The sequence below is a fragment of the Kaistia algarum genome (assembly GCF_026343945.1).
In the GTDB taxonomy this organism is placed as follows: Bacteria; Pseudomonadota; Alphaproteobacteria; order Rhizobiales; family Kaistiaceae; genus Kaistia; species Kaistia algarum.
Window position 1 is genome coordinate 672,886 of sequence record NZ_JAPKNJ010000001.1, and the last position, 20,745, is coordinate 693,630.

Genomic DNA, 20,745 nt, shown 5'->3' on the forward strand with positions numbered 1-20,745 from the left:
GACTGTGTTCTGTAGCGGTCAAAGACAATCGCGCTAGCAGTCGTGGCGCCGGACTTTGAAGGGCATTATCGATGGATTCGGCCACGCAGGCGGCGCTCAACGGCATCGACAACGACCCTGACGGCGTCATCGGCTTCCTGCAGACGCTAATCCGCCTGCAGCCGCAGGGCGAAGCTGCCGTGCAGGCCGCCGTCGCCGCCCGGCTGGCCGCCCTCGGCGCGCGCGTCGACGAGCTGCATTACGAGCCGTCGCAGGTTCCGGTTGTGCAGGAATTCGCATCGGAAAGCACGATCGTCCATGGCGAGCGCACCAGCGTCGTCGGAACGTTTGAGGGAGTCTCGACCGGGCGCAGCCTGATCCTGTTTGCCCATCCCGACGGAGAGCCCATCGGCGACGTATCAACATGGCAGCATGACCCGTTCGCCGGCGCAATCGATGGCGGGCGCCTCCATGGCTGGGGCGTGGCCGACGATCTGGCCGGGGTGGCCGCCGGCATCTCGGCGATGGAGGCGATCCGCAAGGCCGGAATCGCCCTCTCCGGCGACGTGGTGATCGCCAGCACGCCCAGCAAGCGCCATGCCCGCGGCGTGGCGGCAGTGCTGCATCATGGCTGGGGCGCGGATGGCGCGATCTATCTGCATCCGGCCGAGTCGGGCGTTGGTATGCAGGAGATCAAGGCGCTGGCATCCGGGCAGTTGATCTTCACGGTCGACGTGATGGGACGCTCGCCCGACACGACCGAGCCGGGCCATACGGCCTTCGCCCATCTGGCCATCCATCCCTTCGGTAAGGCCAAGTTGCTGATCGATGCGCTGCGGGCGCTCGACGCCGAGCGCGCGACCCGCATCCGCCACCCGCTGCTCGACGCCGCCGTCGGTCGCTCCACCAATATCCTCATCTCCGCCCTGAAATTCGGCGAGCCGGGTGAATCGACGCGGGTGCCGACCCGGCTGAGCTTCACCGGAGCGATCTCGTTTCCGCCGCCCGAGACGCTCGACGCCGTCCAGGCCGAGGTCGAGGCCGCGCTCGAAGCGGTCATCGCGGCGGATCCGTTCTTGCGCGAGAACCGCCCAACCCTGCGCTGGCTGTCGGGGGTTACCGGCACCGAAGTTCCCGCCACCCATCCGCTCTATGTCAGCGTGAGCGCCGCGATCCAAGCCGTTTCCGGCACCACGCCGCATGTCAATGCGATGCACACATCGAGCGACATCCGCAATCCGCTCGTCCAGAAAGGCATTCCCACCGTCGGCCTCGGCCCGCTCTGCGGCGACCTTACCCAGACGGGCCGGCACGACGAATGGGTCGATGTCGAGGACTATCTCCGCACCGTCAAGGTGACGGCGGCCAGCATCATCGCCTGGTGCGGAGCCGGTCCGACCGATCCCCCGAAATGACCCCGCATAGCCATTGATCCAGCCTATCCCATCGGCAACAGGAGTTCCCAGCATGACGAAACCGACCCTGAGGAAGCTAGCGTTCGGCGCTATTGCGTCGTTCGGCACGCTGCTGGCCGCGGCCTTGCCGTCGCTAGCGCAAGCGGCCGACTGTCCGTCGGGCCTGCCCTTGTCACAGCCCGGCAAGCTGGTGATGTCGATCAACGCCACCATCCCGCCGACCCAATATGTCGACAAGGACGGCAAGCTCGTGGGCCTCAATGTCGATCTCGGCAACGAGATCGCGAAGCGGCTTTGCCTCGAGCCGGTGTTCCAGAATGTGAGCTTCGAGGTGCAGATCCCCGGCCTGCAGACCAAGCGCTGGGACATGATCAATACCGGCCTCTATTACAACGAGGACCGGGTCAAGATCATGCAGCTGGTGCCCTATCAGGTCGATGCGCTGGCACTCATCGTCGCCGACGGCAACCCGCTCGGCGTCAAGTCGGCCGAGGACCTGGCCGGCAAGGTGGTCGGCGTCGAGATCGGCGGCTTCGAGGAAAAGAAGCTGCGCGAGATCAACGACGAGCAGGTGAAGGCCGGCAAGCCGGCCATGGATATCCGCGTCTTCAACACCTATGGCGACACGTTCCTCGCTCTGGGCGCAGGCCAGATCGCGGCGGTATTCGCGGGTGACTCGGTCGGCAAATATTACCAGGAGCAGGGCAAGTTCACGATGGCGGTCACCGGCCTCTATCCAGGCAGCCCGGGCGCCTTCGCCACCATCGAGCCGGCATTGGCCGAGGCGGTTGTCGGCGCGCTGAACGCCATGCTGGCGGACGGTACCTACGCGAAGCTGATGGACAAGACGGGCGCGACCAAGATCGACGCCTGGCCGCAGTGGAAGGGCACGTTCGCCTATTACTTCAAGCCCTGACGGCTTTCGTTTCCCCGGCGCGCGGGCCGATCAACCCGGCTCGCGCGCCGCTCCCCCCTTTTTTGCGTGATCGGAGATGGCGACGTTGGCATGGAGCTGGAGCGCATTCTTCGAGTTCCTCGTAAGCCCCTATCTGCTCGAGGGTGCCTGGACGACCGTCTGGCTCAGCGTCGTTTCGATGGCGATCGGCATCGGGCTCGGGCTTGGCGCCGCGCTCATGAAGATGTCGCGGCACCGAGCGCTGCGCGCGATCGCACAGTTCTACATCTGGTTGTGGCGCGGCACGCCGCTTCTAGTCCAACTGGTGATCATCTATGCGGGACTGCCGCAGATCGGCATCCGCTTCAGCGTCGTCGAATCGGCCATCATCGGACTGGCGCTGAATGAGGGGGCCTATTTCGCCGAGATCATGCGGGCGGGCATCCTCTCCGTCGACCGCGGCCAGAACGATGCAGCGCGCGCCCTCGGCATGACGTTCTGGAAGATGATGCGGATCGTGATCATGCCGCAGGCGACGCGGATCATCATTCCGCCGCTCGGCAATCAGTTTCTCGGCATGCTCAAGACATCGTCCCTGGTATCGGTCATCTCGATGGAGGAGTTGCTCCGACACGCCCAGCAACTGGCGCAGATCGAGTTCCGCGTGCTGGAAGTCTATATTGTCGCGGCGATCTACTATCTCCTGATGACATCGGCCTGGGGGCTCGTGCAAAAGCGTATCGAAGCGCAATACGAGAAGCCGTTCGGCGCCGCGATGGCCCCGCCTGCGACCGGTGCTGCCGCGCTGGACGGCGAGATGACGGGAGGGCCGGCGCGATGACACCGACCCCAGCCGACATGACCGGCGGCGATGGCCTGATCCGGGTCGAGAACGTCCGCAAATCCTTCCATGGCAATCCGGTGCTGCGCGATATCTCCTTGACCGTCGGGGCGGGAGAGGTCGTCGTCATCGCCGGCCGCTCCGGCAGCGGCAAGAGCACGCTGCTGCGCTGCATGAACAATCTCGAGACCATAGATGCCGGTCGCATCTATGCCGATGGCGAATTGATCGGCTATCGGGAGGTGGCGGGCAGGCTGATTCCACTCAAGGAAGCGGAAGTTGCCCGTCAACGCCGGGATCTCGGCATGGTCTTCCAGCAGTTCAATCTCTTCCCGCACCTGACGGTACTCGACAACATCACGGCCGCGCCGATCCATGTCCGCGGCGAGGCGCGCGCCGGGGCCGTCGCCTATGCGCGGGAGTTGCTGCAGCGGGTTGGATTGCCGGAGAAGGAGAGTGCCTATCCGCGCCAACTTTCGGGCGGCCAGCAGCAGCGCGTCGCCATCGCGCGGGCGCTGGCGATGCGACCGAAGGCGCTTCTGTTCGACGAGCCGACCTCGGCGCTCGATCCCGAGATGATCCGCGAGGTGCTCAACGTGATGACGGACCTGTCGGAAAACGGCATGACCATGATCGTCGTGACGCATGAACTGGGCTTCGCCCGGGCCGCCGCCGACCGGATCGTGTTGATGCACGAAGGCGAGATCGTCGAGAACGCCACGCCTGACCTGTTCTTCAATGCCCCGAAGAGCGAGGCCGCCCGGCAATTCCTGTCCAAGGTGCTGCCATGAACCCGGCAAGCGACGGCGAGCCGACTGGCCGCGTCCGAACGGTGCGCGGTGACATGGCGGCGGCGGCGATCGGCCGCGTCGCTTTCCACGAGCATCTATTGTTCGACCTGGTGCTCCCGGCGAACCGTGGCAGCGTCACCGACCCGCCGATCACGCCGGAGAACCGCTGGCAGATCGACTATCGCTCCAACGAAAATCGGAACAATGCCCGTCAGACCGATCCCGGCGTCGCCGCGGCGGAGCTGATCGCCTTTCGTGCCGATGGCGGCGACCTTCTGGTCGATCAGTCGACCGGCGGTCTCGCGCGCGATCCGGAAGGCCTGAGACAGGCGTCGGATGCCTCCGGCGTGCACGTCGTCGCTTCCGCCGGCACCTATTGCGCCGACTATCTCGACGAGGAGACGCTGAGTCTCGACCTCGCAGCGCTGACGGCGCGCTTCGTGCGCGAGGTCGAGGCCGGCCTCGACGGAACGACCGTGAGAGCCGGGCTCATTGGCGAGATCGGCTGCTCCTGGCCGCTGCGCCCGTTCGAGCGGCGCGCACTCCAGGCGGCGGCGCGGGCGAGCCGGATCACCGGGGCAGCCATCAGCGTCCATCCCGGTCGCCATCCCGATGCGCCTTTCGAGATCGCGGCCATCCTCGCCGAGGCCGGAGCCGATCTTCGCCGCGTCGTCATCTGCCACATGGACCGGACCTTTCCCGGCGGCGAGAGGGTGCGCGAATTGCTGGCGACGGGCGTCAACGTCGAATGGGACTTCTTCGGCATCGAGCAGTCGCATTACTGGTTCGGCGACATCGAACTTCCGACCGATCTGCAGCGCCTCGCCCTCATCCGCGACCTGACCGCCGAGGGCTTCGGCTCCCGCATCCTCGTCAGCCACGACGTCTGTACCTGCACGCGGATGACGCGCTGGGGCGGGCACGGTTATGGTCATCTTCTCAGAAACGGGCCCGCTCTCATGCGCCGGGCCGGCCTCGCCGAAACCGATATCGACCAATTGCTCCGCCGCAATCCGCTGCGCCACCTCGCGTTCGCGGATCCGGCACCCTTACAGGAAAGCTAAGGTGACCAAAGAATTTCGTGGGACCTACACCGTCATGATCACGCCCTTCGACACCGAGGGCAGGGTCGATCTCGCGGCGACGGCGAACTTTGTCGACTGGCAGATCACCGAGGGCATTCACGGCCTGGTGCCGCTCGGCTCGACGGGCGAGTTCCTCTCGATGACCGACGACGAGCGCGCCGCCGTCGCCGAAACCGTGATCCGCAAGGCCGCGGGCCGCGTGCCGGTCCTCATCGGCACCGGCGCGGAATCGACCGACGACGTGATCCGCTATTCGCGGCAGGCGGAGTCGCTTGGCGCCGACGGCGTGATGATCATCCCGCCCTTCTATTCGACGCCGACCGAGGACGAGTTGTTCGAGCACTATCGGCGCATCGGCGCCGCGATCGGCTTGCCGATCATGATCTACAACAACCCCGCGACCGCCAATGTCGACCTGACCCCGCGGATCGTCGAACGGCTGAGCCGGATCGACAATGTCCGCTACATCAAGGAATCGACGATGGATGTGACGCGCATCCGCGACATCCTCGAATTCTGCGGCGACCGCATGACCGTTTTCGGTGGCATCATGGGCTTCGAATCGTTCCTGGAGGGTGCGGCGGGCTGGATCGCGGTCGGCTCCAACATCATGCCGAAGGAAATGGCGCAGCTGTTCTCGCTCTGGGCCGATCACCGGGACTATGACGGTGCGAAGGCGCTCTATCACCGGATGCTGCCTGTCATCCGCCTCGTCGCCGGCCATCGCTATGTCTCCGGCACCAAGGCGGCACTCGCCATGATGGGACGCTCCGTCGGCGACCCACGCCCCCCTCGCCTGCCGCTTCCCTCGGCGGAACTGCCGGTCGTCGCCGAGGCCCTGGCGAAAGCGGGCGTCGTGATCGGCAGGGCTACCTGACCTTGGCCGAGGCGGCCAACCGGCGACTCGGCGGACCTGCCATCGAGCCGGCTGGCGAAACGATTGCGTTTAGATTTGAAGGCGCTGCCGTACCTGCAAGAGCCGGCGAGACAGTCGCCGCCGCATTGACGGCAGCGGGTGAGACGGGTCTTCGCCAGGCAGGTCCGGCCGAGCGGCGCGGCGTCTTCTGCGGCATGGGCGTGTGCCAGGAATGTCTGGTCGAGATCGACGGACGCGGCGGCCAGCGCGCCTGCATGGTGAAGGTAGAGGCCGGCATGAATGTCCGCCGGCATGATCCGGCGACAGCGTCCTTGAGCGCGCTCGGCAGCCGGCCCGAGGCCGAAATGCCCGTTGAAACCTGCGACATCGTCATCATCGGTGCCGGTCCGGCGGGACTTTCGGCCGCGCGCCTGCTCGCCGGGAACGGTCTGCGCGCGATCCTGATCGACGAGCGCCCGCAGCCCGGCGGACAATATTTCAAGCCGCTGGCCCCGTCGCATCGCTTTCGACGCGGCGGCGAGGACGCTCAGTTTGCCGCCGGTCGCAGGCTCGTCCAGGAAGTCCTCGCCAGCGGCGCCGAGATCCGATCGGGTCAGACTGTCTGGCAGGCAACGACCACCCCCGACGGCGTTGAACTCGGCATCCAAGCGCCCGGAGGGGCCTATGTGCTGCGGGCGAACGCCATTCTGGTCGCGACGGGCGCCTACGAGCGACCCTGGCCGGTACCCGGATGGACGCTGCCGGGGGTGATGACCACCGGCGCGGCGCAGACGCTCGCCCGAGCCTATCGCGTGGCACCGGGAACGCGCGTTCTGGTCGCCGGCAACGGGCCGCTCAACTGGCAGCTCGCGCTGGAGATCGCGCGGGGCGGCGGCCATGTCGTCGCCGTGCTGGAGAGCGGGACACCATCGAGCCCGCGACGAGCCGCGGCCCTGCTCGGCATGATGGCCGCCGATCCTCGGCTCGCTTTGGCCGGGGCGCGGCTGCGCCTGGGGCTCGCGAAAGCAGGCATCGCGCTGCATCAGGGCACGCGCATCGTCGCGCTGGAGGGCGAGGTACAAGTGGCGCGAGCCATCGCGGCGCCCACGGGCGCCATGCCGGGCGCAACGGATGATCCGACCCGCATGTTTGATGTCGACGCCGTCTGCCTCGGTTATGGCTTTCTGCCGTCGACGGGTCTGCTGCGCATGCTCGGCTGCCCCGTCACGGTCGACGCGCGCACAGGCTTTGCCACCCCCGTTCTTGCCGAAGACGGGCGGGCCGGCACCGGCAACCTATGGGTCGCCGGCGATGCCGGCGGCATTGGCGGCAGCGTCATCGCCGAGGCTGCGGGTATCGTCGCGGCCGCTGCCATCCTTAAGGCGGCGGGGCGTTCCGATGGCAGTAGCGCCGCCGCGGCGGCGGCCGCGCGTCATCGCCGGGCGCGGGCGGTTCGCTTCCAGCACCATCTCTGGCGGCTGTTCGAAGCGCCGTCGGCACCGGCACCAGGGGATGCGACTCTCGTCTGCCGCTGCGAAAATGTCACCGCCGGCACGATCCGCGGCCTCCGGGACAGCGGCGTGACCGATCTCGGCAGCCTGAAGCGACAGACCCGCCTCGGCATGGGCGGCTGCCAGGGCCGGTACTGCGCTGGCGCGGCCTTGAAGCTGCTGCGCGGCGGCAATCTTTCCGATGATGCGACCGCCGCCGATCTCTTCGCGCCACAGGCGCCGGAAAAGCCGGTGCCGGCCATTCTTCTCGAACGCGAAAAAGCGGAATGGGGCGGTCATCGCGAGGTCGAGACGCGGCTTGCGCCGTCACACATGCCGCCGCCCGATCCGATTCCGCGCGAAATCGACCTGCTCGTCATCGGCGCTGGCATCATCGGCACGTCGACAGCCCTGTTCGCAGCGGAAGCGGGCATCGAAACGGTCGTAATCGACCGCGCCGCGCCGAACAGCCAGGCGTCCGGCGGCAATGCTGGCAGCCTGCATGTGCAGTTGCTCTCCTGGGACTTCGGCCGGAAGGCCATGGCCGGCGGCAGCCCGGCGCTGCGCACGATCCCGCTGCAACGGGATGCCGTGGCGCTCTGGAAGACGCTTGAGAGCGAACTTGGCGGCGATTTCGAGATTGCCACAACCGGCGGCCTGATGGTCGCTGAGAACAGCGATCAGACTGCGTTTCTGCGCCAGAAGGTCGAAGCCGAGAGGAGCATGGGCATCGAGGTCGAGGTGATCGGCCGCTCGGAGATCGAAGCACTGGCGCCGCAGATTTCTGACTGCATGGTCGTCGCGTCCTACTGTCCCCAGGAAGGCAAGATAAACCCGATGAAGGCGACGCCGGCCCTCGTCGCGGAAGCACAGCGCCGGGGCGTGCGCTTCGCGGCTGGCCAGAACGTAGTCGCGATCCAGCCTGAAGCGGGCGCCTACGCTGTCACCACGAACGACACAACAATCCGTGCGCGCCGTGTCGTGATAGCCGCCGGCGGCTGGTCCCGTCATCTCGGGCGCATGGTCGGCGTCGAACTGCCCATCTCCGGTGCGCCGCTGCAGATGCTGGTGACCGAGCCGACGCGGCCGATCCTGAAGCAGCTCGTCGCCCATGCCGATCGGCATCTGACCATGAAGCAGTCGACGAATGGCAATTTGATCATCGGCGGCGCCTGGACAGCGGGCACGGATCCAGCCACCGGCTATGCGCGCATCTTCCGCTCAAGCATCGAGGGCAATCTGTGGGTGGCGGAACGCACGGTGCCCAGCCTCGCCGGGTTGCATCTCCTGAGGAGCTGGGCGGCCATGAATGTCAATATCGACGGCGCGCCGCTTCTTGGGGAGGTGCCTGGCATGCCGGGCCTGTTCATAGCCGCCTCGGCCAATGGCTATACGCTTGGACCGTTGCTGGGTCAGATCACGGCGGACTGCGTGCTGGGCAGGCCGGGGAGACAGGCGATCGATGGATTCACGCTGGCGCGGTTTCAGACGGCGCCGGCATGACTGTGGTGTCTCGTCGGATCCGCGTCAGCAAGATTTCCCGCACAGGCAGGCAGGATGCGAGGCTCGACGAGATATGGCGTGGCAGCTCCGTCTGCCCGCGCGAGGATAGAAACGATGAGGGTGGAGACCGATGCCAAATCCTGATTATGCCCTGACCGGGGTCCATGTAGTCGACGTCGTCGCCGGCAGGATCCTGCGAGACCGGGCTGTGACCATCGGCAGCGGCAAGATCGTCGCCATCACCGAGGAAAGGCTGCTCGATCCGGCGCTGAGGCGCATCCCGCTCGGCGGCCGCTACTTATCGCCCGGCCTGATCGACTGCCACGCGCACGTGTTCATCGGTCAGTTCAACGATGGGCGCACGATCCTGCCTTCCGAGATGACGGCCCGCGCGGGGCAGCATCTCATCGGCATGCTGCATCGCGGCTTCACGACCATTCGCGACGCGGGCGGCGCCGACTATGGGCACAAGGCGGCCATCGAGAAGGGGCTGTTCCAAGGGCCACGCATGTTCGTCTCCGGCCGCATCCTGTCGCAGACCGGCGGGCATGGCGACCATCGCGGCCGTGCCGAAACCTGCAATTGCAGCGCCGCTCTAGGCGGAGTCGGCATCATCGCCGATGGTATCGATGAAGTGCGCAAGGCGGCGCGCGAGAACATCCGCCAGGGCTGCGACCAGATCAAGATCATGGCCGGCGGCGGCGTCTCCTCCCCGGGCGACAAGCTGGTGCATCCGCAATATTCGCTGGAGGAGATCGCCGCGATCGCCGACGAGGCGGACCGTGCCGGACGCTATGTCATGGCCCATGTCTATAGCGACATCGGCATCCGCCGCGCCGTGGGCTCGGGCGTTCGATCGATCGAGCATGGCAATTTCCTGACCGACGAGACCGCGAAGCTGATGCGCGACCGCGACGCCCATCTGGTGCCGACGCTCATCACCTATGAGGCGGACGCCAAATACGGAATGGGCTTCGGCTGGTCGGAGGAGAACCAGGAAAAGAATGCGGAGGTAATGGCGAGCGGGCTCAAATCGCTGGAGGTCGCGCTCGGCAATCGCGTCAATGTCGGCTATGGCACAGATCTGTGCTGGTCGCCCAAGAGCTACCAAGCCGACGGATTGCTCATCCACCAAAAGGTGTGCGGGCCGGCCGAGGCGCTGCGCCATGCGACAATCAACAATGCGAAGATCGTGCGCATGGAGGGGCTGGTAGGCGAGATCGCGGCCGGCGCCCATGCCGATCTGATCGTCGTCGACGCCAACCCGCTCGATGGGCTGGAATGCTTCTCGCAGCATGCGAGCCGTGTCGCCGCAGTCCTGCAGGCCGGACGCGCCGTCCGGGACGACTACGGTCTTTTCGGCCACTGAGCCAGAAGCACGGCGGCGATCGCAGCGGCCGAGATCCTGCCAATTGGACCCGATGCGCCTCGTCCCTGTTCTGAAAAGGAACAGAACAGTTTTGGCGCATCAATGTTGCGGCGCGCTCGCGTGACTATTGTCCGGTTTGAATATCGAGTCCTTTCAAATTTCCAAAATCTCGCTTCAGAAAATTAAAGGCATGCTGGTAGATTGAGGGTCCTTACTGTAACTGAAATCAACTTCAGACAATAAGTTCAAGAATCAGGGAGAAAAACGGATCATGAAAATATATCGCGGCGGTCGGGCGTTGATAGTATCGACTCTATTGGCTTTCACCGCGCTTTCCGCTCCAACCGGCGCGTGGGCCCAGTCCGACGTTCCTGCCTATATGGACGTCATCGTCGGCGCTACCGTGCCGACGCCCGCCGATACCGCGAAGCAGAACGTTCTCGCGCTGAACACAGGCATGTTCACGCTCTATGACAGCGCCGGAAAGCTCGTGCAGTCGAGCATCCTCGCACAGCATCCGGTGATCCTCGGGCTCTTCTCCGGTGCCGGCGGACGCTTCATCCTCTACCGGCCGGGCCAGCCGCCGCTGGAGGGGCCGCCGGTTCCCGAAGTCTACCAGTTGCTGAAATCCGTCGGCCACAGCGTCATGGCGCTGGGCGTCGTCGTCGGGCCGCATATCGGCAAAGTCGGCGACACGTCCTGGCAGGCACCGGTCCTCGGCTATCGCGTCCAGCTGAAGGCCGCGCTCGACAGCCTCGATTCCACATCGATGCCCGAGGAATGGCGCGCCAACAACCGCGCCCTGATCCAGGAGAATATCGACTTCATCGACAAGTCGATCGCCGCCAACGTCATCTCCTTCGCATCGGTGCAGGAATTCGCGCAGAAGCAGAAGAACCTGCTGAAGCTCAACATCCGATGGGCCGCGGACACGCAGGTCAAGCACTGGATGGGCGTGCTAGCCGATTGGAAGCAGCAACTCGGTCCGGATTGGGCCAAGGTCTATGCCGCGAGCAACACGATCTATGTCGCGCGCCAGAACAATGTACTCTTCAGCGTCCTGGCGCAGTTCTTCACCCCGGAGGACATCAACGACCGGCTGATCCTCATCGAAACGGTTTCGTTCACCACGACGCCGCAGGACATGCTGGATTCGCTGACGCGGATCATCGCCGACCGAACCGTCGGCGAGACCTTCTTCGGCAGCCCGCATCTGATGGACTACGAATTGATGGGGGGCGATGCGCGCGATTCGATCGTCGCCGAGACCAAGGCGCGAGGCATGACGACGTTCCTGCCGCCCAAGGTGCCGTTCGGTTCGCATCAGTGGCCGACCCTGGTGACGCCCGGACCGGGAGCGGCCTCGCTGGCCGACCTGCCATAGAGGACGGTCAAGCCAGCGCGGGCAACCGGCCGGCTTGACGACCCAACAACCTGACCACGACGCTCGAAGGTGGTCAGGCCGGCTCACACGGTTTGGCCTGACCACCCTTCGCGCTGTTTAGGATCGACAAGCCTTGGCCTTCGCCAGGGCGAGTGATGCAGCATCGTACGGAAAACCGTCAGAGGACGCGCGACAGGAACTCGCGGGTGCGGGGCGATTGCGGATCGGCAATCATTTCGCGGGGCGCGCCGCGTTCGACGATGACGCCCTGATCCATGAAGACAAGCTGGTCGCCGACCTCGCGGGCGAAGCCGATCTCATGCGTCACCACCACCATGGTCATGCCGCTGTCGGCAAGATCGCGCATCACCTGCAGCACTTCGCCGACGAGTTCAGGATCCAGCGCCGAGGTCGGCTCATCGAAAAGCAGCACTTTCGGGTTCATCGCCAGCGCGCGGGCGATGGCGACGCGTTGCTGCTGGCCGCCGGAGAGTTCGCGCGGATAGCGGCCGAGCTTGTCGGAAAGTCCGACACGCTCCAGCAGGACCGCCGCCTTGGCCCTCGCCTCGGCCACCGGCACGCCGCGGACGCGCGTTGGCGCCTCGATCAGATTTTCCATCACCGTCATGTGCGAGAACAGGTTGAACGACTGGAACACCATGCCAATATCGGCGCGCCGCTTGCAGAGCAGGCTGTTCTTGACCTCGTAAAGCTTGCCGTCGCGAAGATCGTAGCCGACGAAATCGCCATCGACGAGCAGGATGCCGCCGGAGAGCTTTTCCAGATGGTTGATGCAGCGCAGGAACGTGCTCTTGCCCGAGCCGGACGGCCCGATGATGCAGGCGACAGAGCCCGCCGGCACCGTCATGTCGATGCCTTTCAGCACCTCCAGCGGCCCGTAGGATTTGCGTACACCGCGCGCGAACACCATCGCATCCGGCGCCGCGCCGAAGCGCTTCTGGTTTTCTTCCTTCGGCATCATGACGGCACTCCGGCACGGCGGAAGGAGAAGATGCCGCGCAGAATCCGCTCGACCGGGCTTTCGCTGAATTTGTCGCTGCGCCCGTAATAACGCTCGAGGAAATGCTGGCCGATCGACATCACCGTCACGACGAACAGGTACCAGAACGCCACGACAATCAGCAGCGGGATGGTCTCGAAGGTGCGGGCATAGATGCTCTGCGCGGTATAGAAGAGGTCGTCGACCGCGATGAAGGTGACGAGCGACGTCATTTTCAGAAGGCTGGTCGCCTCGTTGCCGGTCGGCGGAACGATGAAGCGCATCGCCTGCGGCAGGATGATGCGGCGCAGGATCTGGCCATAGGACATGCCTAGCCCGCTCGCCGCCTCCGACTGGCCGCTCGGCACCGATTTGATGCCGGCACGGATGATCTCGGCCAGATAGCCCGCCTCGCACAGCGACAGCGCCACCACCGCTGAGACGAACGGCGTCATGAAGTCGTTGGTCTTCACCGAGAACACAGTCCCTACAAAGGGCAACGATAGCGAGACGGTACGGAAAAGCAGCGACAGGTTAAACCAGAAGATGAGCTGGATCAGCGCCGGTACGCCGCGGAAGAACCAGACATAGGCGCTGGCGAAGCTCTGCAGAACGATGCTCGGCGAGACGCGCATGATGGCGACGATCGTGCCGACGACGATGGCGCACGCCATGATGACGACGGTGAGCAGCAGCGTGTTGCCGAGCCCGCGCATGATCGAGGGATGGAACAGATAGCCCCAGGCGACGGCCCAGTCGAAGGCCGGATTGGTCGCGAGCGCGCGGAAGAGCAGGAAGGCGAAGAGCAGCGCCAGCGCCACGCCGACCCATATGCCATATTGCCGCCGGGGCACGACGACGAGTTCCTCGACGGGGAGGTCGGCCGGCCGCTCTTCGGTCGAATTGGACTCGGCCATGCTCATCCGCGGTGGCTCTCCGGAAACGTAGGATTGAGTGGATCGGTGCCGGAAGCCGCAGGACCCCCGACACCGACGCGGGAGACTCTATTCCTGGCGCAGCTTGTCCATGCTGTCGACGAGGTAGGGCTCCTGAATCGCGTATTTGCCCATGCCGTACTTGTCGAGAACCTTCTGGTAGGTGCCGTCCTTGAACATGGCGGCGAGCGCCGCGACCATCATGTCCTGGGTTCCCTTGTCGCCCTTGGCGACGGCGAGACCGAGCGGGGCGACGTCATAGAGCTGCGGCAGGACGACGAGCTTGCCGCCGCTCGTCACCTCGAAATAGCTTGACGCGGTCGCGTCATCGAGGCGCGCGTCAATGCGGTCGGAAAGGACCGCCTGCACCATGTCGGTCGAGGCGTTGAAGACGGACTTGTCGATCGCCGGTAGCCCGGCGGCTTTGCAGGCCTCGTTCAGCTTATCGACGAGGAAGTCGGAAGCCGTGCCGGCCGATACACCGACGCGCTTGCCGCAGAGCGGCTGATCGCCCGTGAAGGACGCGACCTTATCCGGCGAGGTGGAAGCGGCGATGCCGGCCTTCAGGAACATGACGAAATCGACCTGCTTGAGCCGGTCGGGATTGGCTGAGAACGTCTCCCAGGCGATCTTGAAGCGGCCGGAAGCGAGGCCGGGGATCATCGAGGGAAACGGCGTGCGTTGGATATCGAGCTTGGCGCCAACCTGCTTGGCGACCTCGCCGGCCAGTTCGACGATGATGCCGGTCTGCTTGCCGTCGGCATCCAGATATTCGAACGGCGCGTAGTCGAGCGTATTGGCAATCACCAGCGTGCCGGTCTCCGCCACTTCGGGGGATTTCGGAACATCGGCCGCGATCGCGCCGAAGCTCCATGCGGTGACGCCGACGGCAAGCCCGAGCCCTGCCCAATGCCTCAAATACCGGTTCATATGCGTTCTCCTCTGCAAGGTTTCTGGAAGTCCGTCGTCTTCTGCCCTCGGCGCCAACCCATCGGCGGAAGGGCGTTCTGCGATCTGGCCCGCACTCTGCCGGTCGGTGCTGGATCGGAACAAGATAGTGGATGACGCGCGCCGATGACTGTCTCGTGTGACACGACCATAGCTTACACCCCCGTCGTCGGCTGCGACCGCGTTCCGTCGATGAAGCGCTCATAGCGGAACGGCCGCGGATCGACGATCGGCGCCTTGCCGGTCACGAGGTCGGCGGCGAGGCGCCCTGCCCCCGGTCCGATACCGAAGCCGTGGCCTGAAAAGCCCGTCGCGATCACGAGGCCTGGATGGCTGGCGACCGTCGAGATCACGGGAACAGCGTCGGGCGTCGCATCGATGATGCCCGCCCATTGCTGGAACACGGGCACGTTCTGGAAGACAGGAAAGACCGCCTTCAGCGCTGCATAAGTTCGGTTCAATTGCGCGACATGCGGTTCTGGATCCAATACGCGTGTTCGTTCGAAGACGCCTTTGGAATTGCCCCGCAGTTCGGCGAAGAAGGACGCACCCAGGGCCAGGCCAAGGCTGCGCCATTCGAGCTTCCATATCGGCAGAAAATCGGCCAGGAAGCGGAAACTATCGGGAACGATGTCGTGCAGACTCCGGCTGCCATCGGCAATCGTGTAGCCACCGTCGAGCCGTCTGCGATAGGCGAAACCCGGCCCCCAGGCAGCGCCCAGCGGACCGCCGTGAACCGGGCCGGTGCGCAGCACCGACGAGCGGACGCCAAGCTGCGGCAGGCGCAGCCCTAAGGTGCGGCAGAGCCGGCTGGACCAGATTCCGCCGGCGATGACGACATGGCCGGCCGCGATCGTTCCGCGCTCCGTGACGACGGCGGAAATCCGGCCTCCGCTGGTTTCGATCCCGCGCACGGCGCAATCGGCGAGAAGGACCGCGCCGGCGTCCGCCGCGGCGGCGGCGATGGCCGGCGCGGCCTTTTGCGGCTCGGCGCGGCCATCGCTCGCCGTATAGAGCGCGGCCTTGAAACTGCGCGTGGCGCCGGGAAGGAGATCGGCCAGCGGCGCGCCGGAAATGATCTTTGTGTCGACGGCATAGTCCCCGGCGCGAGCCATCCACGCCTCATGCCGCGCTATGTCGGCATCGGTCTCGCACAGATAGAGAATACCAGTGCGGCGGAAGCCGACATCGCGGCCGACCATCCGCTCCATCTCGCCCCAAAGGCGCATCGCTTCGACGACAAGCGGCAATTCGCGCGGGTCGCGGCCCATGCGGCGCACCCAGCCCCAATTGCGGCTCGATTGCTCGCCGGCAAAACGTCCTTTCTCGCAAACGACGACCGAATGGCCCTCGCGCGCCAGAAAAAGCGCCGTGCTGAGACCAATGATGCCGCCGCCGACGATGACGACATCGGCAGATGCGGGCAGCGTGTCGGCAGAGCCGACGGGATCGACGGGCGGCCCCAAACTTCAACCTCTCTGGCGATCCATCTCACATCGGCGGACAGGAATCGACGGACTCACGCGCCGGAGGGCGGCACAGTCCCGGCCTTGCGGTAGTGATAGTTCTTGTCGATGCGCTCCATCAGATAGTCGCCATAGAGCACGGGCGCGTATTTCGGCTCGGTTCCCGCCGGGATGCAGGGCGGCAGCGCCTCGATCATTTCGTCCATCGATGGATCGAAGAAGAAGGGCTGCGAATAGCGCTCGCGGCCAGAACGGTTGATGACCCGGTGTGGCGTCGACACGAACTGGTCGTTCGACCAGCGGGCGAGGATGTCGCCGACATTCATGACGAAGGTATCGGGGATCGGCGGCGCGGGGATCCAGTCGCCGGCCTTGTTCTTGACCTCAAGCCCACCGACATCGTCCTGCGCGAGCAGCGTGATGTAGCCGTAGTCGGTATGCGGCGCCGAACCGAACAGGCCAGCCTCCTCCGGCTGGGTCGGGTAATGCAGGAGGCGGAGAAACGTCGTCGGCTTCTCGAAGTAACGGTCCATGCTCGATTCCGGCATGCCGAGCGAGATCGAGATCGCCCGCACGAGACTTCTCGCCAATTCGCTCATCTCGGCGACATAGCGATCGATGGTCTGGCGGAATCCCGGAAGACGCGTCTCGTCCGGCCACTGGTTCGGCCCCTGCAGCGGCTTGCCTTCCAAGACCTCCGGATCGTCCGGAGCGACTTCATGCATGAAGAAGATCGACTCGCTCTGGTTCGGCTTGCTGACCTTGGCGACCGAGGACGTGACGATGGTCGAGCCGTTGAAAGGCAGATAGCCACGGAAATTCTTGTCGATCTTCAGTTCGAGCTTCTGCTCGTCCGGCAGGGCGAAGAAAGCCCGGCTCATGCTTCGCACCGCCTCGACATCGGCGCGCGGCACGCGGTGGCCGGCGACATAGAGGAATCCGACCGTCTCCAGATAGCCGCGGAGCGTCTCGGCGACATCGCGGATGGCGGCCGGATCGCCGTCGTAAAGCCGCGAAACATCGAGGATCGGAATCTGCGAGAAGTCCCCGCGCGCCTCGGCATTCATGGCAACCATCCCACCTTGAACATAAGATACAGAACTGTATGCTCGCTCCATTCGCTAGGCAATAGCCGGCGCCCGTTCCCACAACCCTGGAGGCGACACCGTGGCACCGCGCAAGATCATCATCGACACGGATCCGGGCCAGGATGACGCCTTCGCCATCCTGTTCGCGCTGGGTTCGCCCGCGGAGCTCGAAGTGGTTGGGATCACGACGGTTGGCGGCAATGTTCCCCTCACGCTGACCTCGGAGAACGCGCTCAAGGTCCTCGAGCTCGCCGGCCGGCCCGACATCCCGGTCTATGCCGGATGCCCCGGCCCGACGGTCAAGAAGCTGAAGACCGCCGAATATGTTCACGGCCCGACCGGCATGGATGGCGCCGATCTCCCCACGCCGGTGACGCCACTGCAAAGCGAACATGCCGTCAACTATCTGGTCCGCACGCTGATGGCGGCGCCGGAAGGCGAACTGACCGTCTGCACCCTTGGGCCGATGACCAATCTCGCCATGGCGATGATTATGGAGCCGCGGGTCATTCCGCGCATCCGCGAGGTCGTGCTGATGGGCGGCGGCTTCTTCCAGGGCGGCAATGCCACCCCGGCGGCGGAATTCAACATCTTCGTCGATCCACACGCGGCCCATATCGTGTTCGAGTCCGGCGCGCCGGTCACCATGTGCCCGATCGACTGCACTTATACGGCAGAAATGACCGTGGAATGGCTCGACAGGCTGCGCGCCACCGGCAGACGCTCGGCGATCGAGGCGGCCAACATGGCCGATTTCTACCGCCAATATGGCAGCTTCAAATTCCCGACCAGCGCCCGGCCGATCCACGATGCCTGCGTCACCGGCTATCTCCTGGCGCCCGAGATTTATGAGCAGCGCCTCTGCAACGTCACCATCGACATCGTCTCGCCGGAGACGATCGGCATGACGATCGTCGACTGGTGGCACGTCACCGGCCGGCGCAAGAACTGCAACGTGCTCCGACGGATCGATCCGGCGCCCTTCTTCGCGCTGATGCTGGAGCGGATCGGAACCTTGCCCTGACGGCAATGCCGATCGGCTCGCGGCGCCCGTCTCGCAGCTGCGAAATAACGCTTCCCGCCGAAGCGCACTTCGCTATGGTTCCATGCGAGGATGAAGAAGCGGCAGAGGCGCATCTTGTCTGAAAGCGACCCAACCCAGGACATCGGCACAGACGCACGCGAGCCGCGGCGGCAGACGCTGAGCCGGGATAGCTGGATCGCACCGGCGCGGCGGGTTCTGGAAACGCGCGGCATCGCCGATGTGAAGATCGACGTACTCGCCCGGCAGCTGAACGTCACACGCGGCAGCTTCTATTTCCACTTTGCCGGCCTCGCCGATCTGCACGAGGCCTTGCTCGAGGAATGGCGAGCCTGCAACTGCCGGCCGTTCGAGACACTGGCGGAGGCAGACGATCCGGACGGCCTCGCCTTTTTCGAACGGATCGTACGAATCTGGGTCGACGAAGCGCCGTTCCGGCCGTTGCTGGATCTCGCGGTTCGGGATTGGTCGCGGGCCTCACTCCAGCTGGCAAACGAAGTTGCAGCGGTTGACGAACTCAGGATCTCGCTGCTGACGCGGGCCTTTCGCGCCATGGGCTACACCGGCGATGAAAGTCTGGTCCGCGCCCGCATCACCTATTTCCACCAGATCGGCTATTACGCGCTCTCGTTCAAGGAAGCGCCTGCCGACCGCAAGCGCTACCAGCCACTTTATGGCAAGGTGCTGCTCGGCCCGCTCGGGGATCGGCCCGACTAGGCCTTCGATGCAATCCCTATAGGAAGTCCGCCATTTCGGCGTTGTAGAATACCTTGGTGCGCGGGCCGCTGATGATCGGATCGATCAGGCTGACGCATGTCTGGTAGTGTGGCGTCCGCCGATGCTCATCGAGCGCCGCCTCGGAGGCGAAGACCTCGTAGATCAGGAAGCGATTGCCGTCGTCCGGATCGCGTAGCACGTCGAAGCGCAGATTTCCCGGCTCCTGGCGTGTGCCCTCATAATTGATGCGGAACGCATCGATGAATTCGTCGGCATGGCCCGGCTTCACGACTATAGTGACCATCTGAATTAGCATTCGCATTCCTCTGAGACAGATTTTCGACAAGGCCGGACAACCGCGATTAGGGGCCGTCGACCTAAAGTCCGGGGGCCTTCCACATCGAGCGCGTGACGCCGTCATCGACCAGTTGGCGCTGCACGGCATAGGCGTGCGCCCAGCGCTCGCCAGCCTCATCGTAGATGGCCTTGTGCGCCAGATCGGGTTCGAAGTGGCGGTCCCAGCGGACCCAGTTTTCGGCGGCGGAGACGAAATCCGGCAGCAGGCCGGCGCCGATGGCGGCAGCGGCGGCGCAGCCCATGGCCGTCGCCTCCTTGACCACCGGCGTCACCACCGGCAGGCCGGTCGCGCTGGAAAGGATCTGCGCCCAATGCGCGGATTTGGCCGCCCCGGCCGCGAAGACGATCTGCGTCGGGGCGAGGCCGGAAAGGCGGAAGATCGCGGCGAGATTGCGGGCCGCGACGATCGCCGCATTCTCCTGCAGCGCGCGGAAGATCGCCGCCTTGCCGGACTTTTCGGGATCGATCGAGAGGTTCAGCAGCGACGGCGCGGCGTGATACCATTTGCCGTAATGCATAACGTCCGAGAAGATCGGGATGATGCCATGGGCGCCTGGCGGAACATGCGCCGCCTTCTGTTCGAGCAGGCTGTAGGCATCGCCGTTCGGACCGGCAGCGGCCACCTCCTCCGCGCCGAAACTGTCGCGGAACCAGCGCATGACGAGGCCGACGAAGAAGCTGATCGCCTCCGCCTGGTTTAGCCCCTCGATCACATGCGGGTTGATCCGCAGATCCATCGACGGATCGGTCAGCGTCTGGTCGACATTGACGATCTGCTGCCAAAAGGTTCCGCCGAGGACGGCGCAGTCGCCGCGCTTGACGACGCCGAGGCCGGCCGTGCCGATCTGGCAATCGCCGCCGCCGGCGACGACGAGCGTGCCGGGCGTAAGGCCGGTCTCCTCGGCAGCCTTCGCGGTCACCTTGCCGATCGGCGTTCCCGGCTCGACGATCTCGGGAAAGATGTCGTCGCGCAGGCCCGCCCATGCCATCGCCTCGGGCAGCCAGCGGCGGCTCTTCAGATCGAAGAGGCCGGTGGTCCCCGCGTTCGACGGCTCGCTGACGAGCACGCCCGACAAGCGGGCGAGGACCCAGTCCGACAACATGCCGATCCGGTGCATGCGACGATAGACATCCGGAAGGTTGCGCTGGAGCCAGAGCAGCCGCGGTAGCGCGCCGAGGGCGAAGGTCTGGCCGGAGCGTTCATAGATCCGCTCTTCCAGGCCCGGAAAGGCCTGCTTCAGTTCCCGAACCTCGCTGTTCGAGCGGCTGTCGACATTGGCGCATGCCCAGATCTCGTTGCCGCCCTCGTCATAGACGACCAGCGCCTCGCGCATTGAGGTGGCGCTGACCGCGACGATATCCGACGCCGATATTCCGGCGCTGGCGATCGCCTGGCGGATGGCGCGGGCAAGATGGGACCAATTGCCCTCGACGTCGAAATCCATCGAGCCTTCGAAGCGTGGATCCGGCTTGTGCCACCATTCATGCTGGGCAGCGGCGAGCTGATGGCCATGAGCGTCGAACAGGACAGCCCGTCCGCTTCCGGTTCCGGCATCGATCGCGAGGAGACAGCCTGCGGCCATG

Annotated in this window: 18 protein-coding genes; 11 read left to right on the top strand and 7 right to left on the bottom strand. The window is 65.1% G+C overall.

Translation table 11 applies throughout. From position 1 onward, the window contains the following. The first annotated feature begins 71 nt into the window (after positions 1–71). The 9 genes from OSH05_RS03450 (at position 72) to OSH05_RS03490 (ending at position 11,608) form a co-directional block, all read left to right on the top strand. On the top strand, positions 72–1,394 hold the full coding sequence (locus OSH05_RS03450; protein WP_104217563.1) for a M20/M25/M40 family metallo-hydrolase: 1,323 nt from the start codon (positions 72–74) through the stop codon (positions 1,392–1,394). Positions 1,395–1,446: 52 nt separating this feature from the next. Further along, positions 1,447–2,310, top strand: coding sequence for an ABC transporter substrate-binding protein (locus OSH05_RS03455; protein WP_104217562.1), 864 nt, complete (start codon positions 1,447–1,449; stop codon positions 2,308–2,310). A 76-nt stretch (positions 2,311–2,386) separates the two neighbouring features. After that, the gene (locus OSH05_RS03460) at positions 2,387–3,130 is read left to right on the top strand and encodes an amino acid ABC transporter permease (RefSeq protein WP_104217561.1); all 744 of its coding nucleotides are present in this window, start codon (positions 2,387–2,389) and stop codon (positions 3,128–3,130) included. Beyond that, positions 3,127–3,921, top strand: coding sequence for an amino acid ABC transporter ATP-binding protein (locus OSH05_RS03465; RefSeq protein ID WP_323181353.1), 795 nt, complete (start codon positions 3,127–3,129; stop codon positions 3,919–3,921). Before OSH05_RS03460 ends, OSH05_RS03465 begins: the two co-directional genes overlap by 4 nt. Continuing rightward, complete coding sequence (locus tag OSH05_RS03470) at positions 3,918–4,985, top strand: phosphotriesterase family protein (protein WP_104217560.1); 1,068 nt, start codon at positions 3,918–3,920, stop codon at positions 4,983–4,985. The genes OSH05_RS03465 and OSH05_RS03470 overlap by 4 nt, the downstream gene beginning before the upstream one ends. A 1-nt stretch (position 4,986) precedes the next feature. Beyond that, a complete protein-coding gene (locus OSH05_RS03475) occupies positions 4,987–5,883 on the top strand; it encodes a dihydrodipicolinate synthase family protein (RefSeq protein ID WP_207778688.1) in 897 nt (298 codons plus the stop codon). Positions 5,884–5,885: 2 nt separating this feature from the next. Further along, on the top strand, positions 5,886–8,855 hold the full coding sequence (locus OSH05_RS03480; protein ID WP_104217558.1) for an FAD-dependent oxidoreductase: 2,970 nt from the start codon (positions 5,886–5,888) through the stop codon (positions 8,853–8,855). Positions 8,856–8,985: 130 nt separating this feature from the next. Beyond that, the gene (locus OSH05_RS03485; protein WP_104217557.1) at positions 8,986–10,224 is read left to right on the top strand and encodes a metal-dependent hydrolase family protein; all 1,239 of its coding nucleotides are present in this window, start codon (positions 8,986–8,988) and stop codon (positions 10,222–10,224) included. Positions 10,225–10,495: 271 nt separating this feature from the next. Next, positions 10,496–11,608 carry a hypothetical protein gene (locus tag OSH05_RS03490; RefSeq protein WP_266352038.1) on the top strand — a complete coding sequence of 371 codons (1,113 nt, stop codon included), beginning with the start codon at positions 10,496–10,498 and terminating at the stop codon, positions 11,606–11,608. 178 nt (positions 11,609–11,786) lie between these two features. On the opposite strand, the gene OSH05_RS03495 is transcribed toward OSH05_RS03490, so the two are convergent. From OSH05_RS03495 to OSH05_RS03515, 5 genes are all read right to left on the bottom strand, one after another. Then, on the bottom strand, positions 11,787–12,539 hold the full coding sequence (locus OSH05_RS03495) for an amino acid ABC transporter ATP-binding protein (protein WP_165801477.1): 753 nt from the start codon (positions 12,537–12,539) through the stop codon (positions 11,787–11,789). 47 nt (positions 12,540–12,586) lie between these two features. Further along, positions 12,587–13,531: an amino acid ABC transporter permease gene (locus tag OSH05_RS03500; protein WP_104217555.1), complete on the bottom strand. Its 945-nt coding sequence runs from the start codon at positions 13,529–13,531 to the stop codon at positions 12,587–12,589. 81 nt (positions 13,532–13,612) lie between these two features. Then, positions 13,613–14,473 carry an ABC transporter substrate-binding protein gene (locus OSH05_RS03505; protein ID WP_104217554.1) on the bottom strand — a complete coding sequence of 287 codons (861 nt, stop codon included), beginning with the start codon at positions 14,471–14,473 and terminating at the stop codon, positions 13,613–13,615. 173 nt (positions 14,474–14,646) lie between these two features. Next, positions 14,647–15,957 (bottom strand): NAD(P)/FAD-dependent oxidoreductase, encoded by a 1,311-nt coding sequence (locus tag OSH05_RS03510; protein WP_104217553.1) that lies wholly within the window; start codon positions 15,955–15,957, stop codon positions 14,647–14,649. Positions 15,958–16,010: 53 nt separating this feature from the next. Beyond that, a complete protein-coding gene (locus OSH05_RS03515) occupies positions 16,011–17,024 on the bottom strand; it encodes an isopenicillin N synthase family dioxygenase (protein ID WP_104217552.1) in 1,014 nt (337 codons plus the stop codon). A 100-nt stretch (positions 17,025–17,124) separates the two neighbouring features. On the opposite strand from OSH05_RS03515, the gene OSH05_RS03520 reads away from it, so the two are divergent. Together OSH05_RS03520 and OSH05_RS03525 are read left to right on the top strand one after the other, a co-directional pair. Then, the gene (locus OSH05_RS03520; RefSeq protein ID WP_104217551.1) at positions 17,125–18,069 is read left to right on the top strand and encodes a nucleoside hydrolase; all 945 of its coding nucleotides are present in this window, start codon (positions 17,125–17,127) and stop codon (positions 18,067–18,069) included. Positions 18,070–18,183: 114 nt separating this feature from the next. Further along, positions 18,184–18,804, top strand: a complete 621-nt coding sequence (locus OSH05_RS03525) for a TetR/AcrR family transcriptional regulator (protein ID WP_266352039.1) — start codon at positions 18,184–18,186, stop codon at positions 18,802–18,804. 16 nt (positions 18,805–18,820) lie between these two features. Here the strand turns inward: OSH05_RS03525 and OSH05_RS03530 are convergent, their stop codons facing one another. Next, complete coding sequence (locus OSH05_RS03530) at positions 18,821–19,120, bottom strand: antibiotic biosynthesis monooxygenase (RefSeq protein WP_104217549.1); 300 nt, start codon at positions 19,118–19,120, stop codon at positions 18,821–18,823. 61 nt (positions 19,121–19,181) lie between these two features. Then, complete coding sequence (gene lsrK / locus OSH05_RS03535; protein WP_104217548.1) at positions 19,182–20,744, bottom strand: autoinducer-2 kinase; 1,563 nt, start codon at positions 20,742–20,744, stop codon at positions 19,182–19,184. Position 20,745 lies beyond the last annotated feature (1 nt).